This window comes from Bradyrhizobium sp. WSM1417, from assembly GCF_000515415.1.
In the GTDB taxonomy this organism is placed as follows: domain Bacteria; phylum Pseudomonadota; class Alphaproteobacteria; order Rhizobiales; family Xanthobacteraceae; genus Bradyrhizobium.
Genome location: NZ_KI911783.1, coordinates 5,041,455 through 5,066,727, shown reverse-complemented (window position 1 = coordinate 5,066,727; position 25,273 = coordinate 5,041,455). Strand labels below are relative to the sequence as shown.

Below are 25,273 nucleotides of genomic sequence, written 5' to 3'. Positions count from 1 at the left end.
AGGTGAAGCCCAACACACGGCCTTCCCTGCGCAGTGGTTTTACGGCTTATGTCGTGCTCTCCCCGGGGAGCGATGCACTATTGCCCCCGTCGCCTTGCGGATGGCTGATGCTGCGGACCCGGTCGGGCCGCCACATCACCGCAACACTTGGCGCACAGACCCCGGGCGCCAGGACCACACGATTTTGCCGTACGCAGGCTGCACCGGTCGTGTGCGCGACGCCTTCGCTCACGGTTGCCCGCCCTGCAAAGCCCTTCGCGCCGACGCCGCCTGCGTCCACCACGTCCCATCCCGCGTTCGTGACGATCGCGATCCGCCCCTCGGCCGGGTTGGGATGGCTCTCTATATGATAATCCGAAATACGGATAAAGAGAAATATTTTTGCGCGCCGTGATTGACCCTCTGCTTGGGTGTTTTGCCCGCCGGGCGGCAAGGGGTTGTGGGGCACGCGGACACCCGCCGCAACGCGGCCACGAACGGGTCTCCCCCCGGCCGCAAAATGCGCTACCATCACCCCAGCGCGCTTCAAGTCGCGCATGATCAACGAGACGCATGAGGAAACGAGATGAGGGTGACGATTGGACGGCGCACGGTCCTGGCCGCGGTGCTGACTGCCGCGGGCGCGGCGGCTTTGACGGCGGCGTTTGGCCCGGCTTCGACATCGGCCTGGGCCCACGGCCCGACCCGTCAGAAGGTGCGCGAATCCATCGAGATCAACGCTGCCCCGGCCAAGGTGTGGGCCGCAATGGGCAATTTCCAGGACATGAGCTGGCTGCCGCCTGTTACCAAGACCGAGGGCGAGAAGGGCAACGAGATCGGCGCGACGCGGAAGCTGACGCTGACGGGAGGCGCGACCGTCGACGAGGAACTCTACAAGTTCGATGCCGCCGCAATGAGCTATTCCTACCGGATCACCAATGTGGACGTGAAGGTGCTGCCGGTGACCAACTACTCCTCGACGTTGACGGTGACGCCGAGCGCTGACGGCAAGGGCTCGACCCTGGAATGGGCCGGCGCGTTCTATCGCGGCTTCCCCAACAACGACCCGCCGCCGGAGCTGAGCGACGAGGCGGCCAAGGCTGCGGTGAGCGGGCTCTACAAGGCCGGCCTCGAGTCGTTGAAGAAGAAGATCGAGAGCGGAAGCTGACGGTGCGGGCGCCGGTCCTGGCGGCGCTCGTCGCCAGCATTTGCCGTGCCGCTCTCGGCAGCGCGTGCGCCGACGAGGCGTTCGTCACCAACCAGCTCAGCGACGATCTGATGGTCGTGGACCTCGCCACTGCGCGCAGCGTCGCGACGATCCCGATCGGCGGCAAGCCGGCCGGCGTCGCCATCAGCGCGGACGGGCGCTTTGCCTATGTGACAAGCCCGGATGCCAAAGCGGTGACGGTGGTGGACGCGGCAACGCGGCAGGTTGCGGGGCGGATCGAGGTCGGCGGCGGGCCGCTTGGCATTGCCGTCGCGCCGGATGGCCGCGCCGTCTATGTCGCGGACTGGTACGCAGCCGCCGTGCGGGTGATCGATACGGCGAGCCGCAGCGTCACGGCCAGCATCGGGGTCGGTGCCTCGCCGTCGGGGCTCGCAGTGACGCCAGACGGCAAACTGCTGCTCTCGGCCGACCGCGACGACGACAGCGTCTCGGTCGTGGACACGGCGACGCGCCAGCGCAGGGCGACCATCCAGGTCGGCACCCGTCCGTTCGGTGTCACTATCGATGCCGAGGGCAAGCGAGCCTACACCGCCAATGTCGGCTCCGATGATGTCTCGGTGATCGACATCGCAGAGGCGCGCGAGATCGGCCGCGCGCCGGTCGGGATGCGTCCCTATGCGGTGGCACTGACGCAGGGCCGCGGCTTCGTCACCGATCAGTATGGCGGCACAGTCAGCGTGTTCGATCTGGCGACCTTGAAGCCGCTCAAGCGCATCAATGTCGGCGACTATCCCGAAGGCATCGCCGCGACCGCCGACGGCAAGCGCGTCATCGTCGCGTGCTGGGAGAGCAATACATTGAGTATCATCGACGCGGTCGAGATGAAGGTGACCGGCGAGGTCAAGACCGGCGACGGTCCGCGCGCGTTCGGGGCGTTCTTGCGCAGGACGGAGTAGGGCCGTCGTAGCCCGCATGAGCGGAGCGACATGCGGGACAGGGCTCCCCTCATCCACCGGCGTTCCCGGATATCGCTTCGCTCATCCGGGCTACTGCACCGGGGCACAGCGTCCATACAATCTCATCCATCTGATCAAACATATGATCCGGCCCGTGCGCCCGCAGCGCCGCAGGCGCCGCATAACCCCAGCCCACCGCGCCGCAGGCAATCCCCACGGCCCGCGCCGCCTCGATGTCGCGCACCTCGTCGCCGATCGCGATGACCTTGGCCGGCTTCACACCCGCGCGCCGCATCACCCGACGGAATTTCGCGGCCTTGCCGAACAGCGATGCCGAGCAATCGAAATGTGAGAATAGCGCAGCGGCCGGCCCGAGCTTCTCACGCGCATTGGCCTCGCTGTCCGAGGTCACCAGCGCCAGCTGTACGCCGTTCTCCGCCAGCGTCCGCAGCATCGTATCGACCCCCGCAAACAGCGCAATCTCCGCCGCTGCCTCCGCCTTCAGCCGCCGCGCATGCCGCGCGATCGCCGGCAGCTTCCACAGGGGCACCTCGAGCCGGCTAAGAATCTCGCGCGACGAAGCATGCCGCAGCCCCTCGACATCCTCATCGGCGACGCGGCAGAAGCCGAAGCGATCGGCGACGTCGTTGATGGTGCGCAGGAACCACGGAAAGCTGTCGGCCAGCGTGCCGTCGAGATCGAAGATGGCGAGGGAGTAGGGCATGGGGAGCAAGTGCCGGCGGACCGGGCCGATAAGATTCGGGATCAGACGGATTTAATCACGCTCGACAGGGCAGTCGCGGACCGCAAGCGTTTACTGGCCCATTCCGCAAAGGCCGTGCGCGCGGCAGAGTCGGCGAAGACGCTTGCTGGGATGAAAAAACCTTGCTTTGTATTGTACCATATTACGACCATGACCTGGGTATCCCCAACTTCCGCAATCGTATCCCAAGACATCCGGCTTTCAATGTTGGGAGTTCTCACGAGGATGGAGAGGTCATCAAAAGTAACACGCCAGGTCATCTGCGCCATGCCGTCTAGCTCATGCAGTTTGTCGAATATCCGGCGTGTGGACCACGTCGTTAAGAAAGCCATGTAGATCTGCCCCAATAGAAAGCAGATTAACAACGCAAATATAGTTGGCGACGTTAGCCAACCCTGATCCAGGCCGATCCAGCTAACCGCAATAATCACCCCGGAGACGATGAGCGTGATGATCCAAAAGCCACGCCGATCAACGTGCGCCTTCAGCCTTTTGGTCAGAAGAGTTCTGAAGAATCGATCTTCGTCTATGGAACTGTTGAATTCAAAATGAAAATTGGATTGATCAGTTGCGTTGCTCAAGTCTGCCCCCCTGGAAGAGGTCAGTAATCTATACCCCGACAGCCAACTTAACCAGAGGTTGTCTCTCATCAGTCAGAGTTCTGCGGCCTGCGAAGAGCGACAAAGACTGCGAGGCCGCGCTACTCCGCCGCCTCGCTGGCCGCGCGCCTCCGCTTCGGCTTCCGCGCCTTCGCCAGCACCGGGGCCAGAAACTTCCCCGTATAGCTCCGCGGCGCTTTCGCGATGTCTTCCGGCGGGCCCCAGGCGACGATCTCGCCGCCGCCGTCGCCGCCTTCGGGGCCGAGGTCGATGACCCAGTCGGCGGTCTTGATGACTTCGAGATTGTGCTCGATGACGACGACCGTGTTGCCCTGCGCGACCAGCTCGTGCAGCACCTCCAGGAGCTTCTTGACGTCGTGGAAATGCAACCCGGTGGTCGGCTCGTCCAGGATGTAGAGCGTGCGGCCGGTGGCGCGCTTTGACAGTTCTTTTGCCAGCTTGACGCGTTGCGCTTCGCCGCCGGACAGCGTCGTCGCTTGTTGGCCGACATGGATGTAATCGAGGCCGACGCGGTGCAGCGTCTGGAACGTTTCGCGCACGCGTGGCACCGCCTTGAAGAACTCGGCGGCTTCCTCGACGGTCATGTCGAGCACGTCGGCGATGCTCTTGCCCTTGAACAGGACCTCCAAGGTCTCGCGGTTGTAGCGCTTGCCCTTGCAGACGTCGCAGGTGACGTAGACGTCGGGCAGAAAGTGCATCTCGATCTTGATGACGCCGTCGCCCTGGCAGGCCTCGCAGCGGCCGCCCTTGACGTTGAAGGAGAAGCGGCCGGGCTCGTAGCCGCGCGCCTTGGACTCGGGCAAGCCGGCGAACCATTCGCGGATCGGCGTAAAGGCGCCGGTGTAGGTCGCGGGGTTGGAGCGCGGCGTGCGGCCGATCGGCGACTGGTCGATGTCGATGATCTTGTCGATGTGCTCGAGGCCCTCGATGCGATCGTGCGGCGCGGCGCCTTCGCTGGCGTTGTTCAGCTTGCGTGCGATCGCCTTGTACAGCGTGTCGATCAGCAGCGTCGACTTGCCGCCGCCGGAGACGCCGGTGACGCAAGTGAACAGGCCGAGTGGAATTTCGGCGGTGACGTTCTTGAGATTGTTGCCGCGCGCGTTGACCACCTTGATGGTGCGGCGATGGTTCGGCGGGCGCCGCTCCGGCACCTCGACCTCGAGCTCGCCGGTGAGATATTTGCCGGTGAGCGAGTTCGGGTTGCGCATGATCTCGGCGGGCGTGCCTTCGGCGATGATGTTGCCGCCATGCATGCCGGCACCGGGGCCGATGTCGAGGACGTGGTCGGCGAGCAAGATGGCGTCCTCGTCATGCTCGACCACGATCACGGTGTTGCCGAGGTCACGAAGTCTCTTGAGCGTGTCGAGCAGGCGCGCGTTGTCGCGCTGGTGCAAGCCGATCGAGGGCTCGTCCAGCACGTAGAGCACGCCCGTCAGGCCCGAGCCGATCTGCGAGGCCAGGCGGATGCGCTGGCTCTCGCCGCCGGACAGCGTGCCGGAGGAGCGGGAGAGCGTGAGATAGTTGAGGCCGACGTCGAGCAGGAAGGTGAGGCGCTCGCGGATCTCCTTGAGGATGCGGCCGGCGATCTCGTTCTGCTGGGTGTTCAGCGCCTCCGGGACGGTCTCGAACCACGCGCCGGCGCCCTTCACCGACATCTCGGAGATGTCGCCGATATGCTTGCCGCCGATCTTGACGCAGAGCGCCTCGGGTTTGAGCCGAAAACCCTTGCAGCCCTCGCAGGGCACGTCGTGGAAATACTTCGCCAGCTCCTCGCGCGCCCATTCGCTCTCGGTCTCGCGATAGCGGCGGTTGATATTGGTGATGACGCCCTCGAACGGTTTCTTGGTGTCATAGGAACGGACCCCGTCCTCGTAGGAGAACTTGATCTCGTCCTCGCCGGACCCATGGAGGATCGCGTTCTGCGTCTTCTTGGGCAGATCCTTCCACTTGGTGGTCAGCGTGAACTTGTAGTGCTTGCCGAGCGCAGTCAGCGTCTGAATGTAATAGGGTGACGAGGATTTGGCCCAAGGCGCGATCGCGCCCTTGCCGATGGCGAGTTCCTTGTCGGGAATGACGAGGTCTTCGTCGACATGCTGCTCGACGCCGAGGCCGCCGCAGGCGGGGCAGGCGCCATAGGGATTGTTGAACGAGAACAGGCGGGGCTCGATCTCGGGGATGGTGAAGCCGGAGACCGGGCAGGCGAATTTTTCCGAGAACAGCATGCGCTCGGGTCCGCTCTTGTCGTGGATCTTTGCGGTCTTCTTTTTCTCTTCCGCGGGTGCTGCCGCAGCCGGCGCGTCCGCGAATTCGATCACGGCGAGGCCCTCGGCGAGCTTCAGCGCGGTCTCGAAGCTTTCGGCGAGGCGCTGGCCGATGTCGGCGCGCACCACGATGCGATCGACCACGACGTCGATATCATGCGGGAATTTCTTGTCGAGAACAGGCGCTTCCGCGAGCTCGTGGAAGGCGCCGTCGATCTTGACGCGCTGAAAGCCCTTCTTGAGCCATTCGGCGAGCTCTTTGCGGTACTCGCCCTTGCGGCCGCGCACGACCGGCGCGAGCAGATAGAGGCGCGAGCCTTCGGGCAGCGCCAGCACGCGATCGACCATTTGCGAGACGGTCTGGCTCTCGATCGGCAGGCCAGTGGCGGGCGAATAGGGCACGCCGACGCGCGCCCACAGCAGGCGCATGTAGTCGTAGATTTCGGTGACGGTGCCGACGGTGGAGCGCGGGTTCTTCGACGTCGTCTTCTGCTCGATCGAGATCGCCGGTGACAGGCCGTCGATCTGGTCGACGTCGGGCTTCTGCATCATCTCCAGGAACTGGCGCGCATAGGCCGACAGCGATTCGACGTAGCGGCGCTGGCCCTCGGCGTAGATGGTGTCGAACGCAAGCGAGGATTTGCCGGAGCCTGACAGCCCCGTGAACACCACCAGCTTGTCGCGGGGAATCTCGACGTCGACGTTCTTGAGGTTGTGCTCGCGCGCGCCACGGATCGTAATTGCGCGCAGGTTTGATCCCACGTTCTGTTGTTGGCGCTTCGCCTTGATCACTTCATCCATCCTGGTGGTCCTCAGGGAATCCAAAAGCGCGCGATCGCGCCAACGTAAGAGGCGCGCTTCGCCCGGAACCGGGATCGGCGCCGATGGGTATGTGAGCGAACGTAGGAAGAACGGGAACGGATTTCCAGTGGCGTTTGCGAATCGTCAACGGATTGTTGGCGCGCTGGCGGCATCTGGCAGGAGCACGGCCCCGCGGAACTGCGGAGGAACGGCCGGTCAAACAAAAAGGCCGGCGCAAGGCCGGCCTTTCGTAACGCGGATGGCGTCGAAGCGAAGATCAGTACTTCGCGACGATCGGGCCCCCGAAGTGATAGTTCACGCCGACCTGCACGGTGTGAAACTCGAGCGTGCCGGTGGGCAGGGCGCCCGAGAAGTAGGTCTCGCCGCCGAGGCTGCGAAAGAGGTACTCGCCCTTGACCGACCACTGCGGAGCGAAGAACGCTTCGACGCCCGCACCGACGGTCCAGCCGGAGTGCCACTTGCTGTCGGAAACGGTCACGCCGAGCGCGCTGATGCTGAGCTTGTTGTCGATCCAGGCGTAACCACCGGTGCCGTAGAACAGGACGTTGTTGACGGCGTAGCCGATACGGCCGCGCACGGTGCCCATCGCATCGGTCTTCGAGCTAAGGGTGGTGCTGACGAGGCCGAAGCCGGGGACGGCAACGGGGCCGGTGACCGACGCGCTGACATCAGCCCAGGAGCCATCGGCCTCGACGCCGAACACGACATTGCCGGTCTGCCAGTTGTAGCCGGCGGTACCGCCGACGAAGCCGCCCTTCATCTTCGGGTCGGTCGAGGAATTTTCCCAGGCGCCGCCACCGACAATACCGAGGTAGAAGCCGGTCCAGTTGTAGACCGAAGCCATGGCCACCGGAGCCTTGGTGTAGGGGCGCGCCGCGAGATCAGCGGCCGAAGCCGGGGCAGCGAGAGCGAACAAACAGGCCGAAGCCAACCAAACCTTTTTCATTTTCAGTAATCCCAGTCCCAGTTTCTGATTGTACCTTCCGCAATCGGGAAGGCATCGGACTCACCTGCCCAACTGGGCTGTACTTACACCAGTGAAGCCGCAAGTTGTGTCACTCAAGAGCAACAGCTGTCGGAAAAGGGAACGGTTATTGACCGATTAATATCGGAGGACTGTGACAGCAAAAGGCCGGCGCGAGGCCGGCCTTCGAAGTGCGGTATGTCGAGCGAGATCAGTACCTTGCGATGACCGGACCGCCCCAGCGATAGTTCAAGCGGATGAGGCCCATGTCGACATCCTGGCGAATCCGGTCGCTGCCGAATACCGCACCCGCGGGCGTTGTGAAGCCGATCGTGCGATCGCCAAGGAAGATGTGGTCGTACTCAAGGCCCAGCGACCAGTTTGGCGCGAAGCCGAACTCCAGACCGGCCCCGACCGTGCCACCCCAGCGAGTCTCCCGCGCTGAAGCCAGCAGCGCGCCCGCGCCAGGTGTACCCGCAGCAGCGTAGATGTCGTACTTGTCGCCGACGACGGCGGCGCCGCCCTTCACGTAGAACAGGACGTTGTTCCAGGCGTAACCGACCTGACCGGTGATAAGGCCGAAAGCGTCGATGCGGGTACGGTTGCGATCACCCGTCACCAAAGCCGTACCCGGAAAGAGGGTGCTCACATTGTCGCCCCGGAAGTCGGCCCAGTTGCCTTGGCCTTCGAGGCCGAACACCCAATTGGCGGACTGCCAGCGATAGCCGATCTGGCCACCGACGGTGCCCCCCGTCGCATTGTGACAGCCTTCGCCCACCAAAACGCCGGTCGCGGGCGTGACGAAGTCCCAGCACGTGTGGCTTGAGCCACCGCCGCCGTTGATGCCGATGTAGAAGCCGCTCCAATCGTAGATGGTAGCAATCGCCGGCGCGGGGGCCTTGGTGTAGGGACGCGCGGCCATGTCCGCCGCGCTTGCGGGAGCGGACAGGCCCATCGCGACTGCACCGATTGCACCAATAAGAAGCTTATTCATTGCCAGTCTCCCCAGGTTCGTCCGCTTCTTTGTTCCCCGAAGCGGCTGATCAGGCGCGAGGGCCCATATGAACTAAGTCCGAGGAAACCGTAGCTCTACGGGGCGGCAAAGTCCGTCTCCGAAATGCAACAAGAACGGAGCAGTGTGAGTACCCATAACTTGCTGAATGTTAAGTTCTTTCTATCGTTTTGGGGAACCTACAAAGGTTCCATCCCAGGCGTGCCTTCCGGCACTACGTTGGCCGATCGACGCCACATATTCGATGCGGTCGTTCGCCAAGAACAAATCTGGAACAAATTTGAGGTCGATGCTATAGGTGGGGATAACCGGAGGGGTGACGGACTGATCGTCGTCCGCAAGCGTTCGGCGAGCGTATAGGGTCGCCTCAACAGGCACGGCGGAACGCGGGGAGCGGACCGGCCTTCTTGGATTCAGTGGCATTCGGAGCGGAGAGCGGAGATGGCGGGAAGTGTCAACAAGGTCATTCTGGTTGGAAATCTCGGCAAGGATCCTGAAATCCGCCGCACCCAGGACGGGCGGCCGATCGCCAATCTGAGCGTCGCGACCTCGGAGACATGGCGCGACAAGGCAACCGGCGAGCGCAAGGAAAAGACCGAGTGGCACCGCGTCGTGATCTTCAATGAAGGGCTCTGCAAGGTCGCCGAACAGTACCTGAAGAAAGGCGCCAAGATTTACGTCGAGGGTGCGCTCCAGACCCGCAAATGGACCGACCAGAGCGGCGTCGAGAAGTACTCGACCGAAGTCGTGCTGCAGGGCTTCAACTCCACCCTGACGATGCTGGACGGTCGTAGCGGCGGTGGGGGAGGCGGCAGCTTCGGCGACGAGCCGGGCGGCGATTTCGGCTCCTCCGGTCCGGTTAGCAGCGCCCCGCGGCGCCCTGTTGCCGCTGGCGGCGGTGGCCGCAACAGCGACATGGACGACGATATCCCGTTCTGAGCGATCCCGTTCTGAGAACGCGGCGTCTCAATGCGACGCGCCGGCCGGATGGGCGGTGCTTCTCATCTCGTGTCAGAAAATCCCCCTAATCGGCAGGACGGGCTCGGAATTTCCGGGCCCGCTTCATGTTTCGGGTGAGCTCGGATTGCGGCTTCGCAAGCGCGCTGACGGGGCCAGACCGCCGCGCGATTTTCCACGCGTGAGCGGCGATTTTGCAAGGTCGATGCGGGGGCTGTCCGAGACACCGCTCGCAAGGGCTTAAGTTGTTGGAAAAATAGGCGGAAAAAGCGCTTCCCAGAACGCCGCGAGGGTGGTTATCAGAGGCTCGATGCGCTATATGATTCCCAGATAAAACCTCACCGGATTTCCCCTTGGCTGACGACGACGACAAGCCCGGCGACCAGCCGGCGCAACCCTCGGATATTCGCCCCGTCTCCATCTTCGAGGAGATGAAGAAGTCCTATCTCGACTACGCCATGAGCGTGATCGTGGCGCGGGCGCTGCCTGACGCCCGCGATGGTCTGAAGCCGGTGCATCGCCGCATCCTGTACTCGATGAACGAGCAGGGGCACACGCCGGACAAGAAGTACGTCAAGTCCGCCCGCGTGGTCGGTGACGTCATCGGTAAATATCATCCGCATGGCGACCAGTCGATCTACGACGCCATGGTCCGGATGGCGCAGGACTTCTCCATGCGCGTGCCGCTGATCGACGGTCAGGGCAATTTCGGCTCGGTCGACGGCGATCCTCCGGCTGCCTATCGTTATACCGAAGCCCGATTGACGAAGGCAGCGCTGGCCCTGCTGGCCGACATCGACAAGGACACGGTCGACTTTCAGCCGAACTACGACAATAACGAGACCGAACCGTCGGTCTTGCCGGCCAAGTTCCCGAACCTGCTCGTCAACGGCGCCGGCGGCATCGCGGTCGGCATGGCCACCAACATCCCGCCGCACAATCTCGGCGAGGTGATCGACGCCTGCGTCGCGCTGATCGACAACCCCGCGCTCACCATCGACGAGCTCATCAACATCGTGCCGGGACCGGATTTCCCGACCGGCGGCGTCATCCTCGGACGGCAGGGCATCCGCGCCGCCTACCACCTCGGCCGCGGCTCGGTCATGATGCGCGGCAAGGTCGCGATCGAGACCATCCGCAAGGAGCGCGAGGCGATCATCATCACCGAGATTCCCTACCAGGTGAACAAGGCGACGATGGTCGAGCGCATCGCCGAGCTGGTCAAGGAAAAGAAGATCGAGGGCATCGGCGACCTGCGCGATGAATCCGATCGCGACGGCTACCGCGTCGTCATCGAATTGAAACGCGACGCCGTGCCGGATGTGGTGCTCAATCAGCTCTACAGGTTCACGCCGCTGCAGACGAGCTTCGGCGTCAACATGGTGGCGCTCGACAGCGGCCGTCCGCGGATCATGCATCTGAAGGACCTGCTGGCGATCTTCGTCGACTTCCGCGAGCGGGTCGTCACGCGGCGCACCAAGTTCCTGCTGGCCAAGGCCCGTGATCGCGCCCACATCCTGGTCGGTCTCGCGATCGCGGTCGCCAATATCGACGAGATGATCCGCGTCATCCGGACCTCGCCCGACCCGACGACCGCGCGCGACACCCTGATGTCGCGCGACTGGCCCGCCCGCGACGTTGAGGACATGCTGACGCTGATCGACGATCCGCGCCACCGCATCAGCGAGAACGGCACGATCCGGCTGTCGATGGAGCAGGCGAGGGCCATTCTCGATTTGCGCCTGCAACGCCTCACCGCACTCGGCCGCGACGAAATCCGCGAAGAGCTCGACAAGCTCGCCGGCGAGATCGCCGACTATCTCGACATCCTGCGCTCGCGCGACCGCGTGCTGGAAATCATCAAGTCCGAGCTCGCCGAAGTGAAGGCCGAGTTTGCAACCCCGCGCCGCACCGTCATCATCGAGCAGGAAGGCGAGGTCGAGGACGAGGACCTGATCCAGCGTGAGGACATGGTCGTCACCGTCTCGCACGCCGGCTACGTCAAGCGCGTGCCGCTGTCTGCCTACCGGGCGCAGCGCCGCGGCGGCAAGGGCCGCGCCGGCATGCAGACCCGCGACGAGGATTTTGTCAGCCGGCTGTTCGTGGCGTCCACGCATACGCCGATGCTGTTCTTCTCCTCGCGCGGCCAGGTCTACAAGATCAAGGTCTGGCGCCTGCCGATGGCCGCGCCGAATGCGCGCGGCAAGGCGCTGATCAACATCCTGCCGCTGGAGCAGGGCGAGCGCATCACCACCATCATGCCGCTGCCGGAGGACGAGTCCACCTGGGGCAATCTCGACGTGATGTTCGCCACGACCGGCGGCAACGTCCGGCGCAACAAGCTGTCCGACTTCGTCGATGTCCGCCGCTCCGGCATCATCGCGATGAAGCTCGACGACAACGAAGCGATTGTCGACGTGCAGATCTGCACCGAGCACGACGACGTGCTTTTGACCGGCGCCGGCGGCCAGTGCATCCGCTTCCCCGTCACCGACGTGCGCGTGTTCACCGGCCGCACCTCCATGGGCGTGCGCGGCATAGCGCTTGCCGAGGGCGACAAGGTGATCTCGCTGGCGATCCTGCGCCACGTCGAGACGACGTCCGACGAGCGCTCGGCGTATCTGAAGATGCGTCGTGCGGTCGCCGGCGAAGCTGCGGCCGAGGAGCCTGCGGCGGACGCCGAGGCCGAGGAGACCTCCGGCAGCTTCCAGCTCGCCCAGGAGCGCTACATCGAGATGTCGGCGCAGGAGCAGGTCGTGCTGACCGTCTCCGTCAACGGCTACGGCAAGCGGACCTCGTCCTACGAGTACCGCACCACCGGCCGCGGCGGCAAAGGCATCGTCGCCATGAGCGTCAACAACCGCAACGGCAATCTGGTCGCGTCTTTCCCCGTGGAGGACGCTGATCAAATCATGCTGGTCACCGACAAGGGCCAGCTGATTCGCTGCCCGGTCGAAGGCATCCGCGTCGCCGGCCGCTCGACCCAGGGCGTGATCGTGTTCGACACCGCCGAGGACGAACATGTCGTCTCGGTCGAGCACATCACCGAAGAGGCCGAGAGCGGAAATGGTGCGAACGGAGACGCAAACGGGGAGTGATGCGCCCTGCCGCGCGCCTCCGTCCATGCGTGTGACCTTGTGACGCGATTGATTAAACCTGTTTCATTCAGGAACTGCATCAAAATACGCTTGTTGGCTCCGCGTTGATGAAATGACGGAGTTTATCATGCGACAATCCCGAACTCTGCTTGCTGCCGCTCTCGCTGGTGCGACCGCTCTGGCCACTATGCAATCTGTCTCGGCTGCGCCGCTTCAAGCAGATCAAGCGCTCGGTGTGAATGGAGTGAATGTCGAGACCGTCCAGTATCGCCCCGGTTGGCGTCATGGCCATCGCGGATATCACCATGGCTACGGACATCGGGGCTACGGAACCGGTGCAGCTGTGATCGGCGGACTGGCGGCCGGAGCGATTATCGGCGGCGCGATCGCCAACAGCCAGGCACGCCAGGATGCTGTGAGCTCTTGTGCCCAACGCTACAAGTCCTACGATCCGGCCTCGGGAACGTATCTGGCCTACGACGGGCAGCGTTACGCCTGTCCATAACGGACAAGCGAGGGAGCCGCGCGATCGACGTGGCTCCCGAGCTCCTCGCTCCAGCTCCGTGCCGGGTGACAGTGCATCGATATTGAAGTGGTCATACCCACTCGCGAGCCTCCGGCGGAGGGAAACGCATTGTCGGAACGTTGATACCTCAGTTTAATTCACTGTCATCGTGGGCCAGCATCAGCTCGCCGCCGCGAGCACAAAACTACATAATTTGCGGTCTAGCTGCGGCTCGACGTCGATGCTTGCTTTAGCCGCGCGGGGGACCAGCTAAATCTCCAGCTCCGTGCCGAACTCCACCACCTGCTTGGTCGGCACGCCGAAGAACGCGGCGGAGCGTTCGGCATTGCGTTGCAGAAAGGCGAACACGGTTTCGCGCCAGACCCACATGCCGGGCACGTCCTCGCGCGGAATGATGGTTTCGCGGCCGACGTAATAGGTGATGTCGTCGAGGTCGATCCCGGGCAGTTTGCCGTGGCGGCAGGCGAGGGTCAGCCCATCGTAGATCGTCGGGTTCTGCATGAAGCCGTAATGCAGGACGACGCGGGTAATGCCGGGAATGATCTCGATCACCTCGATGCGGTCTTCGTCGGCGATGTGAGGAAGCTCCTCGATCAGCACGGTGACCAGGATGATGCGCTCGTGCAGCACGTGGTTGTGCTTGACGAACTGGGTCAGCGCCAGCGGGACGCCGCGTGGCGCCGACGCCAGGAACACTGCGGTGCCGGGGAGTCTTGCGGTGCACTTGTTGACCGCGGTCTCGATCAGATCCTCCTCCGGCTGGCGCAGCTTCGCGCGTGCCGCTTCGACGAGCTTCACGCCGCTGCGCCAGGTCAGCATCAGGAAGGCGACGAAGGCTGCGAGCATCAGCGGAAACCAGCCGCCCTCGAACAGCTTGATGGAATTGGCCGAGAAGAAGATCACATCGATTGCGAAGAAGAAGCCGTTCACGGCCACCACGAGCCACGGCGAATAGCCCCACTGGATCGCGACCAGGGCGGCGAGCAGCGTGGTGATCGCCATCAACAGCGACACCGCGATGCCATAGGCGCCGGCCAGCGCCTCCGAGCTGCCGAAGCTCAGGACGGCGCCCAGCGTTGCGGCGGCGAGCAGCCAGTTCACCAACGGCACGTAAATCTGTCCGATCGCGTCGCTCGTGGTGTGACGGATCTGCATGCGCGGCAGGAAGCCGAGCTGGATCGACTGCTGCGTCAGCGAGAACACGCCGGAGATGATGGCCTGCGAGGCAATCACGGTCGCGACCGCCGAGAACGCGACCAGCGGATAGTGCAGGGCGTCGGGGCAGAGCTGGAAGAACGGATTTTCGATCATGGTGGGGTCGGTGATCAGCAGCGCGGCCTGGCCGAAATAGTTCAGCACCAGCGCGGGGAGGCAGATCGCGAACCAGGCCAGCCGGATCGGCAGCCGGCCAAAATGCCCCATGTCAGCATACATGGCTTCGCCGCCGGTCACCGCGAGGAAGGCGGCCCCCAGGATCGCGAAGGAGACATGAAAATCCTGGTGGATCAGGAAGTCGAACGCATAGAGCGGGCTCAGCGCCACCAGCACTGCCGGCGCCTTGACGATGCCGTGAATGCCGAGCGCTGCCAGCACAAAGAACCATGCCAGCATCACCGGTCCGAAGATGCGGCCGATGAAGCCGGTGCCCTGCTTCTGCATCATGAACAGTCCGATCAGGATGACCACGGTCACGGGCACTACCGCCGGCGCGAGCGAGGGGGCGTCGACCTTCAGGCCTTCGATGGCTGATAACACCGAGATCGCGGGCGTGATCGCGCCGTCGCCGTACAGCAGCGCGGCGCCGACGAGGCCGACGACCAGCAGATGCGCGCGCCAGGTGCCGGGTTGGGCGTTGCGCGCGTGCAGCAGCGCCAGCAGCGCGACGATGCCGCCTTCGCCGCGGTTGTCCGCGCGCAGAATCAACAGCGCATATTTCAGCGAGATGATCAGCAACAGTGCCCAGAGGATCAACGAGGCAACGCCCAGAACGGCATCGTTCGTCAATGTGCCGCCGTGGGCGGCGGCCTTGGCGGCTTCCTTCAGGGCATAGAGTGGGCTGGTGCCGATATCGCCGTAGACCACCCCGAGGGCGCCCATGGTCATGGCAAGCGGCAGCGGATCAGGTTGATGGCCGGAGGCGACTGCGGGCGTACTGGACAATGGTGACCCCTCGATGGGATCGCGCCCGACGGGTCATTCCGGCGGGCGCGAGCATCAGGCAGTCTGCGACGGGACGTCGCAAATATCTATGGGTTATCTTTGGGGTTTGTAGTTGGGACTTATCCCGAGGATTCCTGACGCGAAACTGACAGACCCCACTACGGAGTGCGGTTGGCGGTCACGAGGCGAGCCTCGCGGATGTTTGCTTTGGTGCCGGCCTGGCGAAGGCAGGTCGCCTCGAAATTCGGCCAGGCCTGCTGCGAGCAGTCCTTGCCGATGGTGCGGATGTCGAGCCGGTCGCTCTTGGCGAGCGGCTGCGGCACGCTCGCCTCGACGGTCGGGGCGAAGCCGGGCAGGAGGGTGAGAGCGGCAGCAACACACGCAGAGATCGCGATCGCCGAAAGAGCCTTGATCATGACAGTCCCCTGTGATGCGGCCGCTACGCCCAGTGTGCGGCCCGTCGTTCGTTGGCTGGATTAGTAACCATGGCCAGTTTCGGGACGTCTTCGCGAACGTGGGAAATGGTTTCGTTCGCGCTCCGTTTTGTTTCGTGGCCGCCCTCAGGACGAAACAATTCGACGCATTCCGACACGGTTCTGCGGAAAAACCGCCAGGGAACCTGACCGGCTTGCCGGGCCGGGCAGGGCGCGGTAGGACGTGGCCATGCCCCGCATTGCCTTCTATCCAGGTTCCTTCGACCCCATCACCAACGGCCATCTGGACGTGGTCCGGCATAGCGTGTCGCTGTGCGACAGGCTCGTTGTCGCGATCGGGGTGCACCCCGGCAAAAAGCCGCTGTTCTCGACCGAGGAGCGGCTGAAGATGCTCCATGACGTTTGCGGGCCGGTGGCGGCCCAGGCCGGCTGCGTCCTCGAAGCTGCGACGTTCGACGATCTATCGGTGACCTCGGCGCGCAAGCACGGTGCGACGATCATGATTCGGGGCCTGCGCGACGGCACCGACCTCGACTACGAGATGCAGCTCGCCGGCATGAACGAGGCCATGGCGCCCGAGGTGCATACGGTGTTCCTGCCGGCTTCTCCCATGGTCCGCCCGATCACCGCCACTTTGGTGCGCCAGATCGCAGCCATGGGCGGGGATGTCTCGGCCTTCGTCCCGCCGCTGGTTGCGGCCCAGCTCAAGGCAAAATTCGCCTGATAGCGGCGCGTTTCCTTTCTCATCTCTGATCCGGAGTTATCATGATCCGAATTCTCGCAGTTCTTGCCGCGGTTCTGTTCGCGGTGCCGGCCTTCGCGCAAGCCTTGCCGGCCGGCCTCGACAAGGCCAACGCCATCGTCATCGACTCCACCAAGGGCCGCATCGTCATCAAGCTGAGGCCGGACCTTGCGCCCCAGCACGCCGAGCGCATCAAGCAGCTTGCACGCGAGGGTTATTACAACAACGTGCCGTTCCACCGCGTCATGGACGGCTTCATGGCGCAGACCGGCGACGGTCAAAACTTCAACGGCACCGGCGGCTCGAAATATCCGAACCTGAAGCAGGAATTCTCCAAGGTGCATTTTGCGCGCGGCATCGTCGGCATGGCCCGGCGCGGCGACAGCGTCGACACCGCGAATTCGCAGTTCTTCATCATGTTCGCCGACGGCGGCAGCCTCGACAACCAGTACACCGTGATCGGCGAGGTCGTGCAGGGCATGGACGTCGTCGACAAGCTGAAGAAGGCGCCTCCCGGATCGAGCGGCGGCACCGTCACCGACCCCGACAAGATGGTGAAGGTGCAGGTCGCTTCCGACATCAAGTAGGAGCGGCGATGGCGCGCTGCGGTGGCAAGCTCCTGCTGGTTGCCGCGGTGCTGCTGCTCGGCGTCCCCGGCGCAATCGCCGAGGACGCACGGGTCAACACCATCCAGGACATCTTCCGGCATCTGCGCACCTGCTGGAAGCCGCCGCCCGCCGCCAAGGCCCGCCCGATCGACATCACCGTCGTCGTGAGCTTTAACCGGGCTGGAAACATTCTGGGCCATCCGAGGATTACCTATGAATCCGCAGAGGCCTCCGACGAGGACCGGCTGCAATACCGGGTCGCGGTGATGGAGGCATTGCAACGCTGCACGCCGATGCCATTTACCGATGCGATGGCTGGCGCGGCTGCGGGGCGTCCATTCGCGATCCAGTTTCGCAACCGCAAATCTTCACCTGACAGGACTTCACCCCCAACCCAAGAGAGACGAGCATGAGCGCCACCGAAAACACACTGATCCTCGAGACCACGCAGGGCCCCGTCACCATCGAGATGCGGCCTGATCTGGCGCCCGGCCACGTCGCGCGCATCAAGGAGCTCGTGCGCGAAGGCTTCTACGACGGAATCGTGTTCCATCGCGTGATCGACGGCTTCATGGCGCAGACCGGCTGCCCGCAGGGCACCGGCACTGGCGGCTCCGGCCAGAAGCTGAAGGCCGAGTTCAACAAGGAGCCGCATGTGCGCGGCACCACCTCGATGGCGCGCGCCGCCAGCCCGGATTCCGGCGACAGCCAGTTCTTCATCTGCTTCGACGACGCCCGCTTCCTCGACAACCAGTACACGGTGTGGGGCAAGGTCACCGAGGGCATGGAGAACGTCGACAAGATCAAGCGCGGCGAGCCCGTGCAGAACCCCGACAAGATCGTCAAGGCGCGGATGGCGGCTGACGCGGAGTAGGCGTTCAACCCTCATCCTGCGGCGCGCGGAACGCGCGTCTCGAAGGATGAAGGCCCCGCTGCTGCAGCCCGGCCTTTGGTTCGAGACGGCACTCCGCGCCTCCTCACCATGAGGGTCTGACTGTACGGCCGTGAGCCCGCGATGCGCACCGACCTCTTCGATTTCGACCTGCCCGCCGAGCGCATCGCATTGCGCCCGGCGAGACCGCGCGACTCCGCGAAGATGCTGGTTGTCGATCACGGCACGTTGCGCGACCAAATCGTCGCCGACCTGCCGCAATGGCTGAAGCCGGGCGACCAGCTCGTCGTCAACGACACCAAGGTGATCGCGGCGCAATTGAAAGGCCGTCGCATCGGCCGCGAGACCGAGCCGAAGATCGAGGCAACGCTGATCAAACGGCTCGACGGCTCGCGCTGGCAGGCGCTGGTGAAGCCCGCCAAGAAACTCACGGCCGGTGACCGCATCCGCTTTGGCAATGAGGGCAAGGTCTGCCTGCTCGGCCATCTCGACGCCGAGGTCGAGGCCAAGGGCGCGGAAGGCGAGGTGACGCTGTCATTTTCGTTCCACGGCCCCACATTGGATCAAGCCATCGCCGATCTCGGCAGCCCGCCGCTGCCGCCCTACATTGCCTCGAAACGCACGCCTGACGATCAGGATCTCGCCGACTACCAGACCATGTTCGCGGCGAACGAAGGCGCCGTTGCCGCGCCGACAGCAGGCCTGCATTTCACGCCCGCGCTGGAGCAGGCGCTGCACGCGCGCGGCGTCGGCATCAATCGCGTCACGCTGCATGTCGGGGCAGGGACCTTCCTGCCGGTGAAAGTGGACGACACCGAAGGCCACAAGATGCATGCCGAGTGGGGCACGCTCTCGGCCGAGACGGCGGAACGACTCAACACCGCGCGCAAGAACGGCGGCCGTATCATCGCGGTTGGCACCACGTCGTTGCGTCTGCTCGAAAGCGCAGCCGGCGAGGACGGCACCATTGAGCCGTTCGCCGCCGAGACGTCGATCTTCATCACTCCCGGCTATCGCTTCCGCGCCGTCGATGTTCTGCTGACCAATTTCCATTTGCCGAAATCGACACTGTTCATGCTGGTCTCGGCGTTCTCCGGGCTGGAGATGATGCAGCAGGCCTATGCACACGCGATCGCGACCGGCTATCGGTTCTATTCTTATGGCGATGCGTGTCTGTTGTTTCGGGCGCGCGACTAATTCGGCGCCGTAGGGTGGGCAGAGCGAAGCGTGCCCACCATCTTTCGTGGATGCGCGAGGGAAATGGTGGCACGGCGCTTGCGCGCCTTTGCCCACCCTACGCACCTCCCGTTACGCCATCACCCGCTGCGGCAGGAGCTCCGCGATCTGTACCGCGTTGAGCGCAGCGCCCTTGAGCAGTTGGTCCGCCGCCACGAACATCGAGATCGAATGCCCGGAGGGGTCGCTGAGGTCCTTGCGGATGCGACCGACCAGGACGTCGTCCTGGCCCGAAGCGTCGATCGGCATCGGGAAGTAGTTCTTGGCACGGTCGTCGACGACCTTGACACCGGGCGCTCGCGCCATGATGGCACGGACCTGATCCTCGCTGATCGGCTTCTCGCATTCGAAGGTGATGGCCTCGCAATGAGCCCGCAGCACCGGCACGCGCACGCAGGTGACGCCGATCGCGATCTTGTCGTCCTCGAAGATCTTGCGGGTTTCGTTGATGACCTTGGTCTCTTCGTCGTTGTAGCCGGTGTCAGGGTCGATCGCCGTGTTGTGGTTGAAGAGGTTGAAGGCGTAGGGATGCGGCATCACCTTCGGCGTATAAACCTGCCCGTTGAGGTTGGCGCGGGTGGACTCGACCAGCTCGTCCATTGCGGCAGCGCCGGCGCCGGAGGCCGCCTGATAGGTCGAGATGATCACGCGCTTGATGCGGTTGCTCTGGTGGATCGGCCACAGCGGCACCAGCGCCGTGATGGCGGCGCAGTTCGGGTTGGCGATGATGCCCTTGTGGTCGCGGATGCGGTTCGCGTTGATTTCGGGGATCACCAGCGGCACGTTCGGATCCATGCGGAAGGCGGAGGAGTTGTCGACGACGACGGCACCCGCCTTGACCGCGATCGGGGCATACTTCTTCGAGATGCTGCCGCCGGCGGAGAACAGGGCGATGTCGACGCCTTCGAAGGCGCGTTCGGTCAGCTCCTCGATGACGACGTCCTGCCCACAGAACGACACCGTCTTGCCGGCCGAGCGGGCGCTGGCCAGCGCCTTGAGCTTGCCGACGCGAAAGCCGCGCTTGTCCATGGTGGCGATGAATTCGGCGCCCACCGCACCGGTGACGCCGACAATTGCGACGACGGGATCGTTACTCACTTTGTCCTCCATTGATTTGAGAATTCAGACAACAAAAAAGCCCCGGACCAACGAGGGCGGGGCTTCGGTAGAGTGGATTGCGTTCTAGTCGACGACTACACGCGCACGCCTCCCCGGGCCCCGAAGGCCGTGGTGGTTTTAGTCGTGCGTTTGGTGGTCGTGAACATGGCGGGAGCTTATGCGGGAGAGTTTTGCGCCCGTCAATGGCTTTTCGGCGGGATTGGGGCTGCCGCTATTTGGTCCGGACGCCCGGCGGCTCGAGGATGACCTCCTTGAGGTTGTCGCCACTGATGACGACGATCGCGAAATTCAGCCGGCCGCGTTCGCGCACCAGTCCGCCGCTGATCGCTTTGCCGGAGGCCGCGCGTTCGGCGACGTGCACGGCATCCGCAAGTCGGTGCTTGATGGCACCGAGCGCTGCGAGGTTGCTGCGGTCGTCCAGGTCGAGCTCGGCGAGAGGGAGGGCGGCTTCCCCGCCGACGAGCTCGCCGGTCGCGGCATTGATGGTGTGGCGCCAGATCCGGTCGTTGTGCAGGGTCTTCACCCGGTAGACCGGCACGCCGGAGGCTCCGTCGAAACTCACATCCGCCGTGGTGGCACCGGCGTGACAAGCTTCCGCAATCGCCATGGCCTGGTTGATCGAGATCGACGAGCCGCGGAAGCGCTCGATCTCGCGACTGACCGCTTGGCGATCGGCCTCGGCGTCACCATCTGTGTCGCTGTGAAGCGTGGTCGGCGTACCCGAGCTCACGATCGCCCGCGCCGGAGCGGCGAGGAGGAGTGCGGACAGGGTGATCGCGAACAATCCCGAGATCCGTCGTTTGGCCGTCGTCATGCTCGAACCCCTCGGCCAGCGAGTATGCCGGATGATCGTAAAGAATTTGCGGCCGACCTTGGGCATCGGTCGGCCGCTGAGCGTCGTGACGGGCTGTCCGCCGCGGCGATCGAGGCGGTGCGGACCTCTTTGGGGCTGGTGAAAAAGCGATCCGCATCGCCCATTAATGAAACCATACCGTATCGTTTTGTTTTCGTCAATGGCGTGGGCGCAGGATCCCCCTGGAAAGATCGCAACCTCACGGAATTGTCAGCGCGACGGGCGCCGCCGCTGCGTGCCCTTGGCAGCGCTCTGGACGCCGTCCGCAGATCCCAGCGCGCCTGCCAGGAACAGCTTGATCGCAGCGCGCATGCGCTTTTCCGCAGCCTTCATCTCCGGCGGCGTTCCAAACGTCGCCAGGCGATGGTTGTGCCCCACGACGACGTCGAGAAACACTTCCGCCGCGATGGTGGTGTCGTCGACGTCGAGCGCGCCTTGCGCCACCAGATGGTCGAAGAAGCGTGCCGTGGTGGCGACGGCCTTGAGCCAGCCTTCCTCCTTGCCGAGCTTGGCGATGTCAGGGAAGTTGATGGCCTGCGACGTCATCATACGGCTGAAGGCGACGGCATCGGGACCGCAGGTGAATGTCAGCATCTCGCGCCCGATCTCGACCAGCCGCTGTTCGACCGAGATGTCCGAGGCGCTGCTGAGCTGGGTCTCGGCGGCCGCGGATAACGGTGCGAGCCATCGTGCGATCTCGCGCCGCAGCACGGCGGCGAACAATCCGCGCTTGTCGCCGTAACGGGCATAGACGGTGGGCTTGCTCACGCGCGCGGCTTCCGCGACCGCATCGAGCGAGGTGGCGTCAAAGCCGCGATCCAGGAACAGGCGGGTGGCGACCTCGATCAGCCGCTGATCGCGCTCGATCGCGGCGCTTTTCGTCGGTCGGCCGCCGCGCGATTTCGGCACCTCGCGTCGCGGCGCTGCTGGTCTTGTCTTGGTCGCAGTCAATCCCATGCCCAATGATTCCTGCGCGGTCGTGACATCCGTCATTGCTCTATAACGCGCAGTAACGGGTGCGTCATGGCTAATCTGGCCGAATAGGCGCCATCGTCAACCGTCTCGGCACGGCCCTGTTCCTCAGCGAGCGCTTACGGAAGCGTCGAAGTCCAGGCCTGGCCCGACGCCGCCTTCTCATATCCGTACTGGTACAGCGCTCGCATATAGGCGGTGTCGAAGCCTTCCGAGGGAGCCGCCGGATAGTCGCGCGCGATGTAGGAGAGGTGGAAGCCGAGGTGGTTGCGCCTGGCAAAATCATAGGTCGAGAAGATGATCGAACGGGTCTGCGACTGCGTGATCGACGACAGGCTGCGTGAGGCGACGTCGATGGTGCTGTTGGAGACGAGCTCGAAATTGCGTTCGATCTTCTTGTTGACGAGGATGTAGATGTCCAGCATCGCAGGGCCGGGCAGGCGACTGCCCTGGAAAAGCAGGGCTTCCGGCAGTGTCAGCACCGGGGCCGTCACGCCGCCGTCGACATGCATCTCCTGAAACCTGCGGCCCTCGCCTTCGGCGTCGATCATGATGGGCGGAAACACCAGGGGGATGCTGGCGGAGGCCGCCATCACGTCGCGAAACAGCTTGAGCGCCTCAGGCGTGCCGACCGTGGCGATCTTGCCCATGTCCCAGATCGCGGTGCGCTGGGTGTCGAGATCTGTCGTCACCACCAGCAACTTGCGCCCCTTGGCGTTTTCACGCGCGACCTGCGCCATGATCTCCGGCCCGACATAGCGGGCGACGAGCTCGCGCAGCCGCGTGTTGCCGAACAGGCCGGATCCGAACAGCACGCGCATGATGCTGGGATCGCTCAACAGGCTCTCCGCGACACCGCTGGTGTAGACCTCCTTCAGCGTGTCGTCATATCGCGAGCCGAGAAACGCAAAGGGTGCGATCAGGCCGCCGGTGCTCACGCCGGAGACGACCGAGAAGGTGGGACGGGTTCTGGCCGCGGTCCAGCCGTTCAGCACGCCGACACCGTAGGCGCCATCGGCACCGCCGCCTGACAGCGCCAGATAGGACTTGCTCGCGGTACTGGTGTCCTTCTCGAAGCTGAATTTCGTGATGGGTTCGTCGGCGTAGCGCCGCAGGCCGTCGATATCGAGCACGCGCGATGTGCTGGCTTCGGTGGCCGTATAGGGCGTGCGGGGCAGGGAGGTGCAGGCGCCGAGCGCCAGACTACACGTCAGGACCAGCCATCCGAACAGGCGGGCGCCGGTCTGCCTTGCCCAGCCCTGCGAACGGCCGGCCGTGTCAATCGAACTTGAAGGGAAGGGCATTGTCGGTGGCTGGCGATCACGCATCTACCGCCGCCGGCAAATCGCCGCGGCAGCTCGTCCAGCCCCAAGATAAAACTACACTGTATCGTTTTGTTCAACAAGCGCCGCCGGCGCACAATTTCGTGTCCCCAATATTGGTGTCCGTTGTTCCGGTCTGATGCATAAGCTGGCCGAGGCATCGCCTGAGCGGGTTGATCGGCCCGCTCCGACACGCAATAAGCACCGTCATGAATCGTCCTGACACCGGTCTGCCCAACCATTTCGAACTGCTCGCCAAGGATGGCGCCGCGCGCACCGGGCGCCTAACCACGCCGCACGGCGTGGTGCGCACACCCGCCTTCATGCCGGTCGGCACCGCCGGCGCAATGAAGGGCATGCACTGGCGCGAGGTGCGTGAGGCGGGTGCCGACATCGTGCTCGGCAATACCTATCATCTGATGCTGCGCCCCGGCGCCGAGCGGATCGCAGCACTTGGCGGCTTGCAGACATTCACCGGCTGGAACGGGCCGATGCTGACGGATTCCGGCGGCTTCCAGGTGATGTCGCTGGCGGATTTGCGCAAGGTCAGCGAGCAGGCCGTGACGTTCCGTTCGCATATCGACGGCGCCAAGGTCGAGCTGTCGCCGGAGCGCTCGATCGAGGTGCAGCGTTTGCTCGGCTCCGACATCGCCATGCAGATGGACGAATGCGTGCGACTGCCTGCCGAGCGCGCCGACATCGATCGCGCGATGCAATTGTCGCTGCGCTGGGCCGAGCGAAGCAAGCGCGCCTTCGAGACCGCGCCCGACGGCTACATGCTGTTCGGCATCGTGCAGGGCGGCGACATACCCCAGCTTCGCCATGCCAGCGCGCAAGGCCTCGTCGAGATCGGTTTCCATGGTTATGCGATTGGGGGCCTCGCCGTCGGCGAGCCGCAGGCGGTGATGCTGGCGATGATCGACGAGACCGCGCCGCTGCTGCCGAGAGAGCGGCCGCGCTATCTGATGGGCGTCGGCACACCGGACGACATCCTCGAGGCGGTCAAGCGCGGCATCGATATGTTCGATTGCGTGATGCCGACGCGCAATGGCCGGCATGGCGTTGCCTTCACACGCTTCGGCCAGGTCAATTTGCGCAACGCCCGCCACGCCGATGATCCCCGTCCGCTCGACGAAGAGAGCTCATGGCCGTCGGCACGCAGCTACGCGCGCGCCTATTTGCACCATCTCGTCAAGGCGGGCGAGACGCTGGGCGCGATGCTGCTGTCCGAGATCAATATCGCTTACTACCAGTTCCTGATGCAGGGCATCAGGGACGCGATCGCACAGGGCACGTTCGAGGAGTTCTATCGGCGTACGCGCGAGGACTGGGCGAGGGGCGACATCGCCCCGCGCTAGGTCAAGTGCAAAACGTCAGTTGCAGACGAGGCGCTGCTTGACGGAGTGCTTGGTCACGAAGCCGTAGCCGCAATTGTCGCAGGTCCAGAGATAGCTGATCACGTGTTCCGACAGATACGCAGAACCTTCGGCGGCGATCATGGAGTCGGCGCAGACGGGACAGGCCGGCAACTCACTGCAACGCGGAGCGCGGTTCGGTGCGACGGTCGACAACACTTCAGCGACTGCTGACATCGTGGTGACCTCCCAGCTTTGAGACCTAAGTCTAACATAAGCAGAATCAGTTGACGAGGTCGCAACACAAATGCGTTGGTTTTCTGATAATTGCAGTTCACGCGATTTTGCGATGCAGCGTATTTAACATGTGCCGCAATGTCGCTTGCGTGTCGCCGCAGGCTGTCTCTAACTGCGCAAGAGCTGCGACAGAAGCACAATCGTCGCCACAGGGAGT

General features: G+C 64.0%; 24 protein-coding genes. 11 read left to right on the top strand and 13 right to left on the bottom strand.

Annotation, left to right across the window (positions count from 1 at the left end):
- Nucleotides 1-46: 46 nt before the first annotated feature.
- Complete coding sequence (locus BRA1417_RS45695) at nucleotides 47-448, bottom strand: hypothetical protein (RefSeq protein ID WP_035969514.1); 402 nt, start codon at nucleotides 446-448, stop codon at nucleotides 47-49.
- Between the two features lie 117 nt (nucleotides 449-565).
- Between BRA1417_RS45695 and BRA1417_RS0124655 the strand changes: the two genes are divergently transcribed.
- Complete coding sequence (locus BRA1417_RS0124655) at nucleotides 566-1,147, top strand: SRPBCC family protein (protein ID WP_027518098.1); 582 nt, start codon at nucleotides 566-568, stop codon at nucleotides 1,145-1,147.
- 2 nt (nucleotides 1,148-1,149) lie between these two features.
- Nucleotides 1,150-2,103, top strand: a complete 954-nt coding sequence (locus BRA1417_RS0124650; protein WP_027518097.1) for a cytochrome D1 domain-containing protein — start codon at nucleotides 1,150-1,152, stop codon at nucleotides 2,101-2,103.
- A 49-nt stretch (nucleotides 2,104-2,152) separates the two neighbouring features.
- Here BRA1417_RS0124650 and BRA1417_RS0124645 read toward each other — a convergent pair whose 3' ends face one another.
- The 5 genes from BRA1417_RS0124645 to BRA1417_RS0124625 all read right to left on the bottom strand — a co-directional run bounded on the left by BRA1417_RS0124645 (nucleotide 2,153) and on the right by BRA1417_RS0124625 (nucleotide 8,527).
- Complete coding sequence (locus BRA1417_RS0124645; RefSeq protein ID WP_027518096.1) at nucleotides 2,153-2,827, bottom strand: HAD family hydrolase; 675 nt, start codon at nucleotides 2,825-2,827, stop codon at nucleotides 2,153-2,155.
- Nucleotides 2,828-2,868: 41 nt separating this feature from the next.
- Nucleotides 2,869-3,447, bottom strand: a complete 579-nt coding sequence (locus BRA1417_RS0124640) for a YcxB family protein (protein ID WP_156948909.1) — start codon at nucleotides 3,445-3,447, stop codon at nucleotides 2,869-2,871.
- A gap of 119 nt (nucleotides 3,448-3,566) precedes the next feature.
- Complete coding sequence (uvrA, locus tag BRA1417_RS0124635; RefSeq protein WP_027518094.1) at nucleotides 3,567-6,548, bottom strand: excinuclease ABC subunit UvrA; 2,982 nt, start codon at nucleotides 6,546-6,548, stop codon at nucleotides 3,567-3,569.
- 277 nt (nucleotides 6,549-6,825) lie between these two features.
- Nucleotides 6,826-7,515 carry an outer membrane protein gene (locus BRA1417_RS0124630; protein WP_027518093.1) on the bottom strand — a complete coding sequence of 230 codons (690 nt, stop codon included), beginning with the start codon at nucleotides 7,513-7,515 and terminating at the stop codon, nucleotides 6,826-6,828.
- 229 nt (nucleotides 7,516-7,744) lie between these two features.
- A complete protein-coding gene (locus tag BRA1417_RS0124625) occupies nucleotides 7,745-8,527 on the bottom strand; it encodes an outer membrane protein (RefSeq protein ID WP_027518092.1) in 783 nt (260 codons plus the stop codon).
- Between the two features lie 459 nt (nucleotides 8,528-8,986).
- Here BRA1417_RS0124625 and BRA1417_RS0124620 point away from each other — a divergent pair, with 459 nt between their 5' ends.
- From BRA1417_RS0124620 to BRA1417_RS0124610, 3 genes are all read left to right on the top strand, one after another.
- A complete protein-coding gene (locus BRA1417_RS0124620; protein WP_007590726.1) occupies nucleotides 8,987-9,484 on the top strand; it encodes a single-stranded DNA-binding protein in 498 nt (165 codons plus the stop codon).
- A gap of 371 nt (nucleotides 9,485-9,855) precedes the next feature.
- Nucleotides 9,856-12,600 (top strand): DNA gyrase subunit A, encoded by a 2,745-nt coding sequence (gene gyrA, locus BRA1417_RS0124615; protein ID WP_027518091.1) that lies wholly within the window; start codon nucleotides 9,856-9,858, stop codon nucleotides 12,598-12,600.
- 127 nt (nucleotides 12,601-12,727) lie between these two features.
- Entirely contained in the window at nucleotides 12,728-13,105 is a 378-nt protein-coding gene (locus BRA1417_RS0124610; RefSeq protein WP_027518090.1) for a BA14K family protein, read from the top strand.
- A 270-nt stretch (nucleotides 13,106-13,375) separates the two neighbouring features.
- Here the strand turns inward: BRA1417_RS0124610 and BRA1417_RS0124605 are convergent, their stop codons facing one another.
- Both BRA1417_RS0124605 and BRA1417_RS0124600 read right to left on the bottom strand, forming a co-directional pair.
- A complete protein-coding gene (locus tag BRA1417_RS0124605; protein WP_027518089.1) occupies nucleotides 13,376-15,229 on the bottom strand; it encodes a potassium transporter Kup in 1,854 nt (617 codons plus the stop codon).
- A 215-nt stretch (nucleotides 15,230-15,444) separates the two neighbouring features.
- On the bottom strand, nucleotides 15,445-15,702 hold the full coding sequence (locus BRA1417_RS0124600; RefSeq protein ID WP_027518088.1) for a hypothetical protein: 258 nt from the start codon (nucleotides 15,700-15,702) through the stop codon (nucleotides 15,445-15,447).
- Nucleotides 15,703-15,949: 247 nt separating this feature from the next.
- On the opposite strand from BRA1417_RS0124600, the gene coaD reads away from it, so the two are divergent.
- The 5 genes from coaD (at nucleotide 15,950) to queA (ending at nucleotide 19,159) form a co-directional block, all read left to right on the top strand.
- Nucleotides 15,950-16,444 carry a pantetheine-phosphate adenylyltransferase gene (gene coaD / locus BRA1417_RS0124595; RefSeq protein WP_007610644.1) on the top strand — a complete coding sequence of 165 codons (495 nt, stop codon included), beginning with the start codon at nucleotides 15,950-15,952 and terminating at the stop codon, nucleotides 16,442-16,444.
- Between the two features lie 41 nt (nucleotides 16,445-16,485).
- Nucleotides 16,486-17,049: a peptidylprolyl isomerase gene (locus tag BRA1417_RS0124590; protein WP_007590733.1), complete on the top strand. Its 564-nt coding sequence runs from the start codon at nucleotides 16,486-16,488 to the stop codon at nucleotides 17,047-17,049.
- Between the two features lie 8 nt (nucleotides 17,050-17,057).
- Nucleotides 17,058-17,483, top strand: a complete 426-nt coding sequence (locus BRA1417_RS0124585) for a hypothetical protein (RefSeq protein WP_027518087.1) — start codon at nucleotides 17,058-17,060, stop codon at nucleotides 17,481-17,483.
- The gene (locus BRA1417_RS0124580) at nucleotides 17,480-17,944 is read left to right on the top strand and encodes a peptidylprolyl isomerase (protein WP_027518086.1); all 465 of its coding nucleotides are present in this window, start codon (nucleotides 17,480-17,482) and stop codon (nucleotides 17,942-17,944) included. The genes BRA1417_RS0124585 and BRA1417_RS0124580 overlap by 4 nt, the downstream gene beginning before the upstream one ends.
- A gap of 141 nt (nucleotides 17,945-18,085) precedes the next feature.
- Nucleotides 18,086-19,159, top strand: a complete 1,074-nt coding sequence (gene queA, locus BRA1417_RS0124575) for a tRNA preQ1(34) S-adenosylmethionine ribosyltransferase-isomerase QueA (RefSeq protein ID WP_027518085.1) — start codon at nucleotides 18,086-18,088, stop codon at nucleotides 19,157-19,159.
- 111 nt (nucleotides 19,160-19,270) lie between these two features.
- Here the strand turns inward: queA and BRA1417_RS0124570 are convergent, their stop codons facing one another.
- From BRA1417_RS0124570 to BRA1417_RS0124555, 4 genes are all read right to left on the bottom strand, one after another.
- Nucleotides 19,271-20,308, bottom strand: a complete 1,038-nt coding sequence (locus BRA1417_RS0124570) for an aspartate-semialdehyde dehydrogenase (RefSeq protein WP_027518084.1) — start codon at nucleotides 20,306-20,308, stop codon at nucleotides 19,271-19,273.
- 220 nt (nucleotides 20,309-20,528) lie between these two features.
- Nucleotides 20,529-21,131: a PepSY domain-containing protein gene (locus BRA1417_RS0124565; RefSeq protein ID WP_027518083.1), complete on the bottom strand. Its 603-nt coding sequence runs from the start codon at nucleotides 21,129-21,131 to the stop codon at nucleotides 20,529-20,531.
- A 249-nt stretch (nucleotides 21,132-21,380) separates the two neighbouring features.
- A complete protein-coding gene (locus BRA1417_RS0124560) occupies nucleotides 21,381-22,127 on the bottom strand; it encodes a TetR/AcrR family transcriptional regulator (protein ID WP_027518082.1) in 747 nt (248 codons plus the stop codon).
- Nucleotides 22,128-22,261: 134 nt separating this feature from the next.
- Nucleotides 22,262-23,446, bottom strand: a complete 1,185-nt coding sequence (locus tag BRA1417_RS0124555; RefSeq protein ID WP_245286266.1) for a patatin-like phospholipase family protein — start codon at nucleotides 23,444-23,446, stop codon at nucleotides 22,262-22,264.
- A 227-nt stretch (nucleotides 23,447-23,673) separates the two neighbouring features.
- Between BRA1417_RS0124555 and tgt the strand changes: the two genes are divergently transcribed.
- Nucleotides 23,674-24,822 carry a tRNA guanosine(34) transglycosylase Tgt gene (tgt, locus tag BRA1417_RS0124550; RefSeq protein WP_027518080.1) on the top strand — a complete coding sequence of 383 codons (1,149 nt, stop codon included), beginning with the start codon at nucleotides 23,674-23,676 and terminating at the stop codon, nucleotides 24,820-24,822.
- Nucleotides 24,823-24,837: 15 nt separating this feature from the next.
- On the opposite strand, the gene BRA1417_RS0124545 is transcribed toward tgt, so the two are convergent.
- The gene (locus BRA1417_RS0124545) at nucleotides 24,838-25,056 is read right to left on the bottom strand and encodes a hypothetical protein (RefSeq protein ID WP_026233474.1); all 219 of its coding nucleotides are present in this window, start codon (nucleotides 25,054-25,056) and stop codon (nucleotides 24,838-24,840) included.
- Between the last annotated feature and the right edge of the window lie 217 nt (nucleotides 25,057-25,273).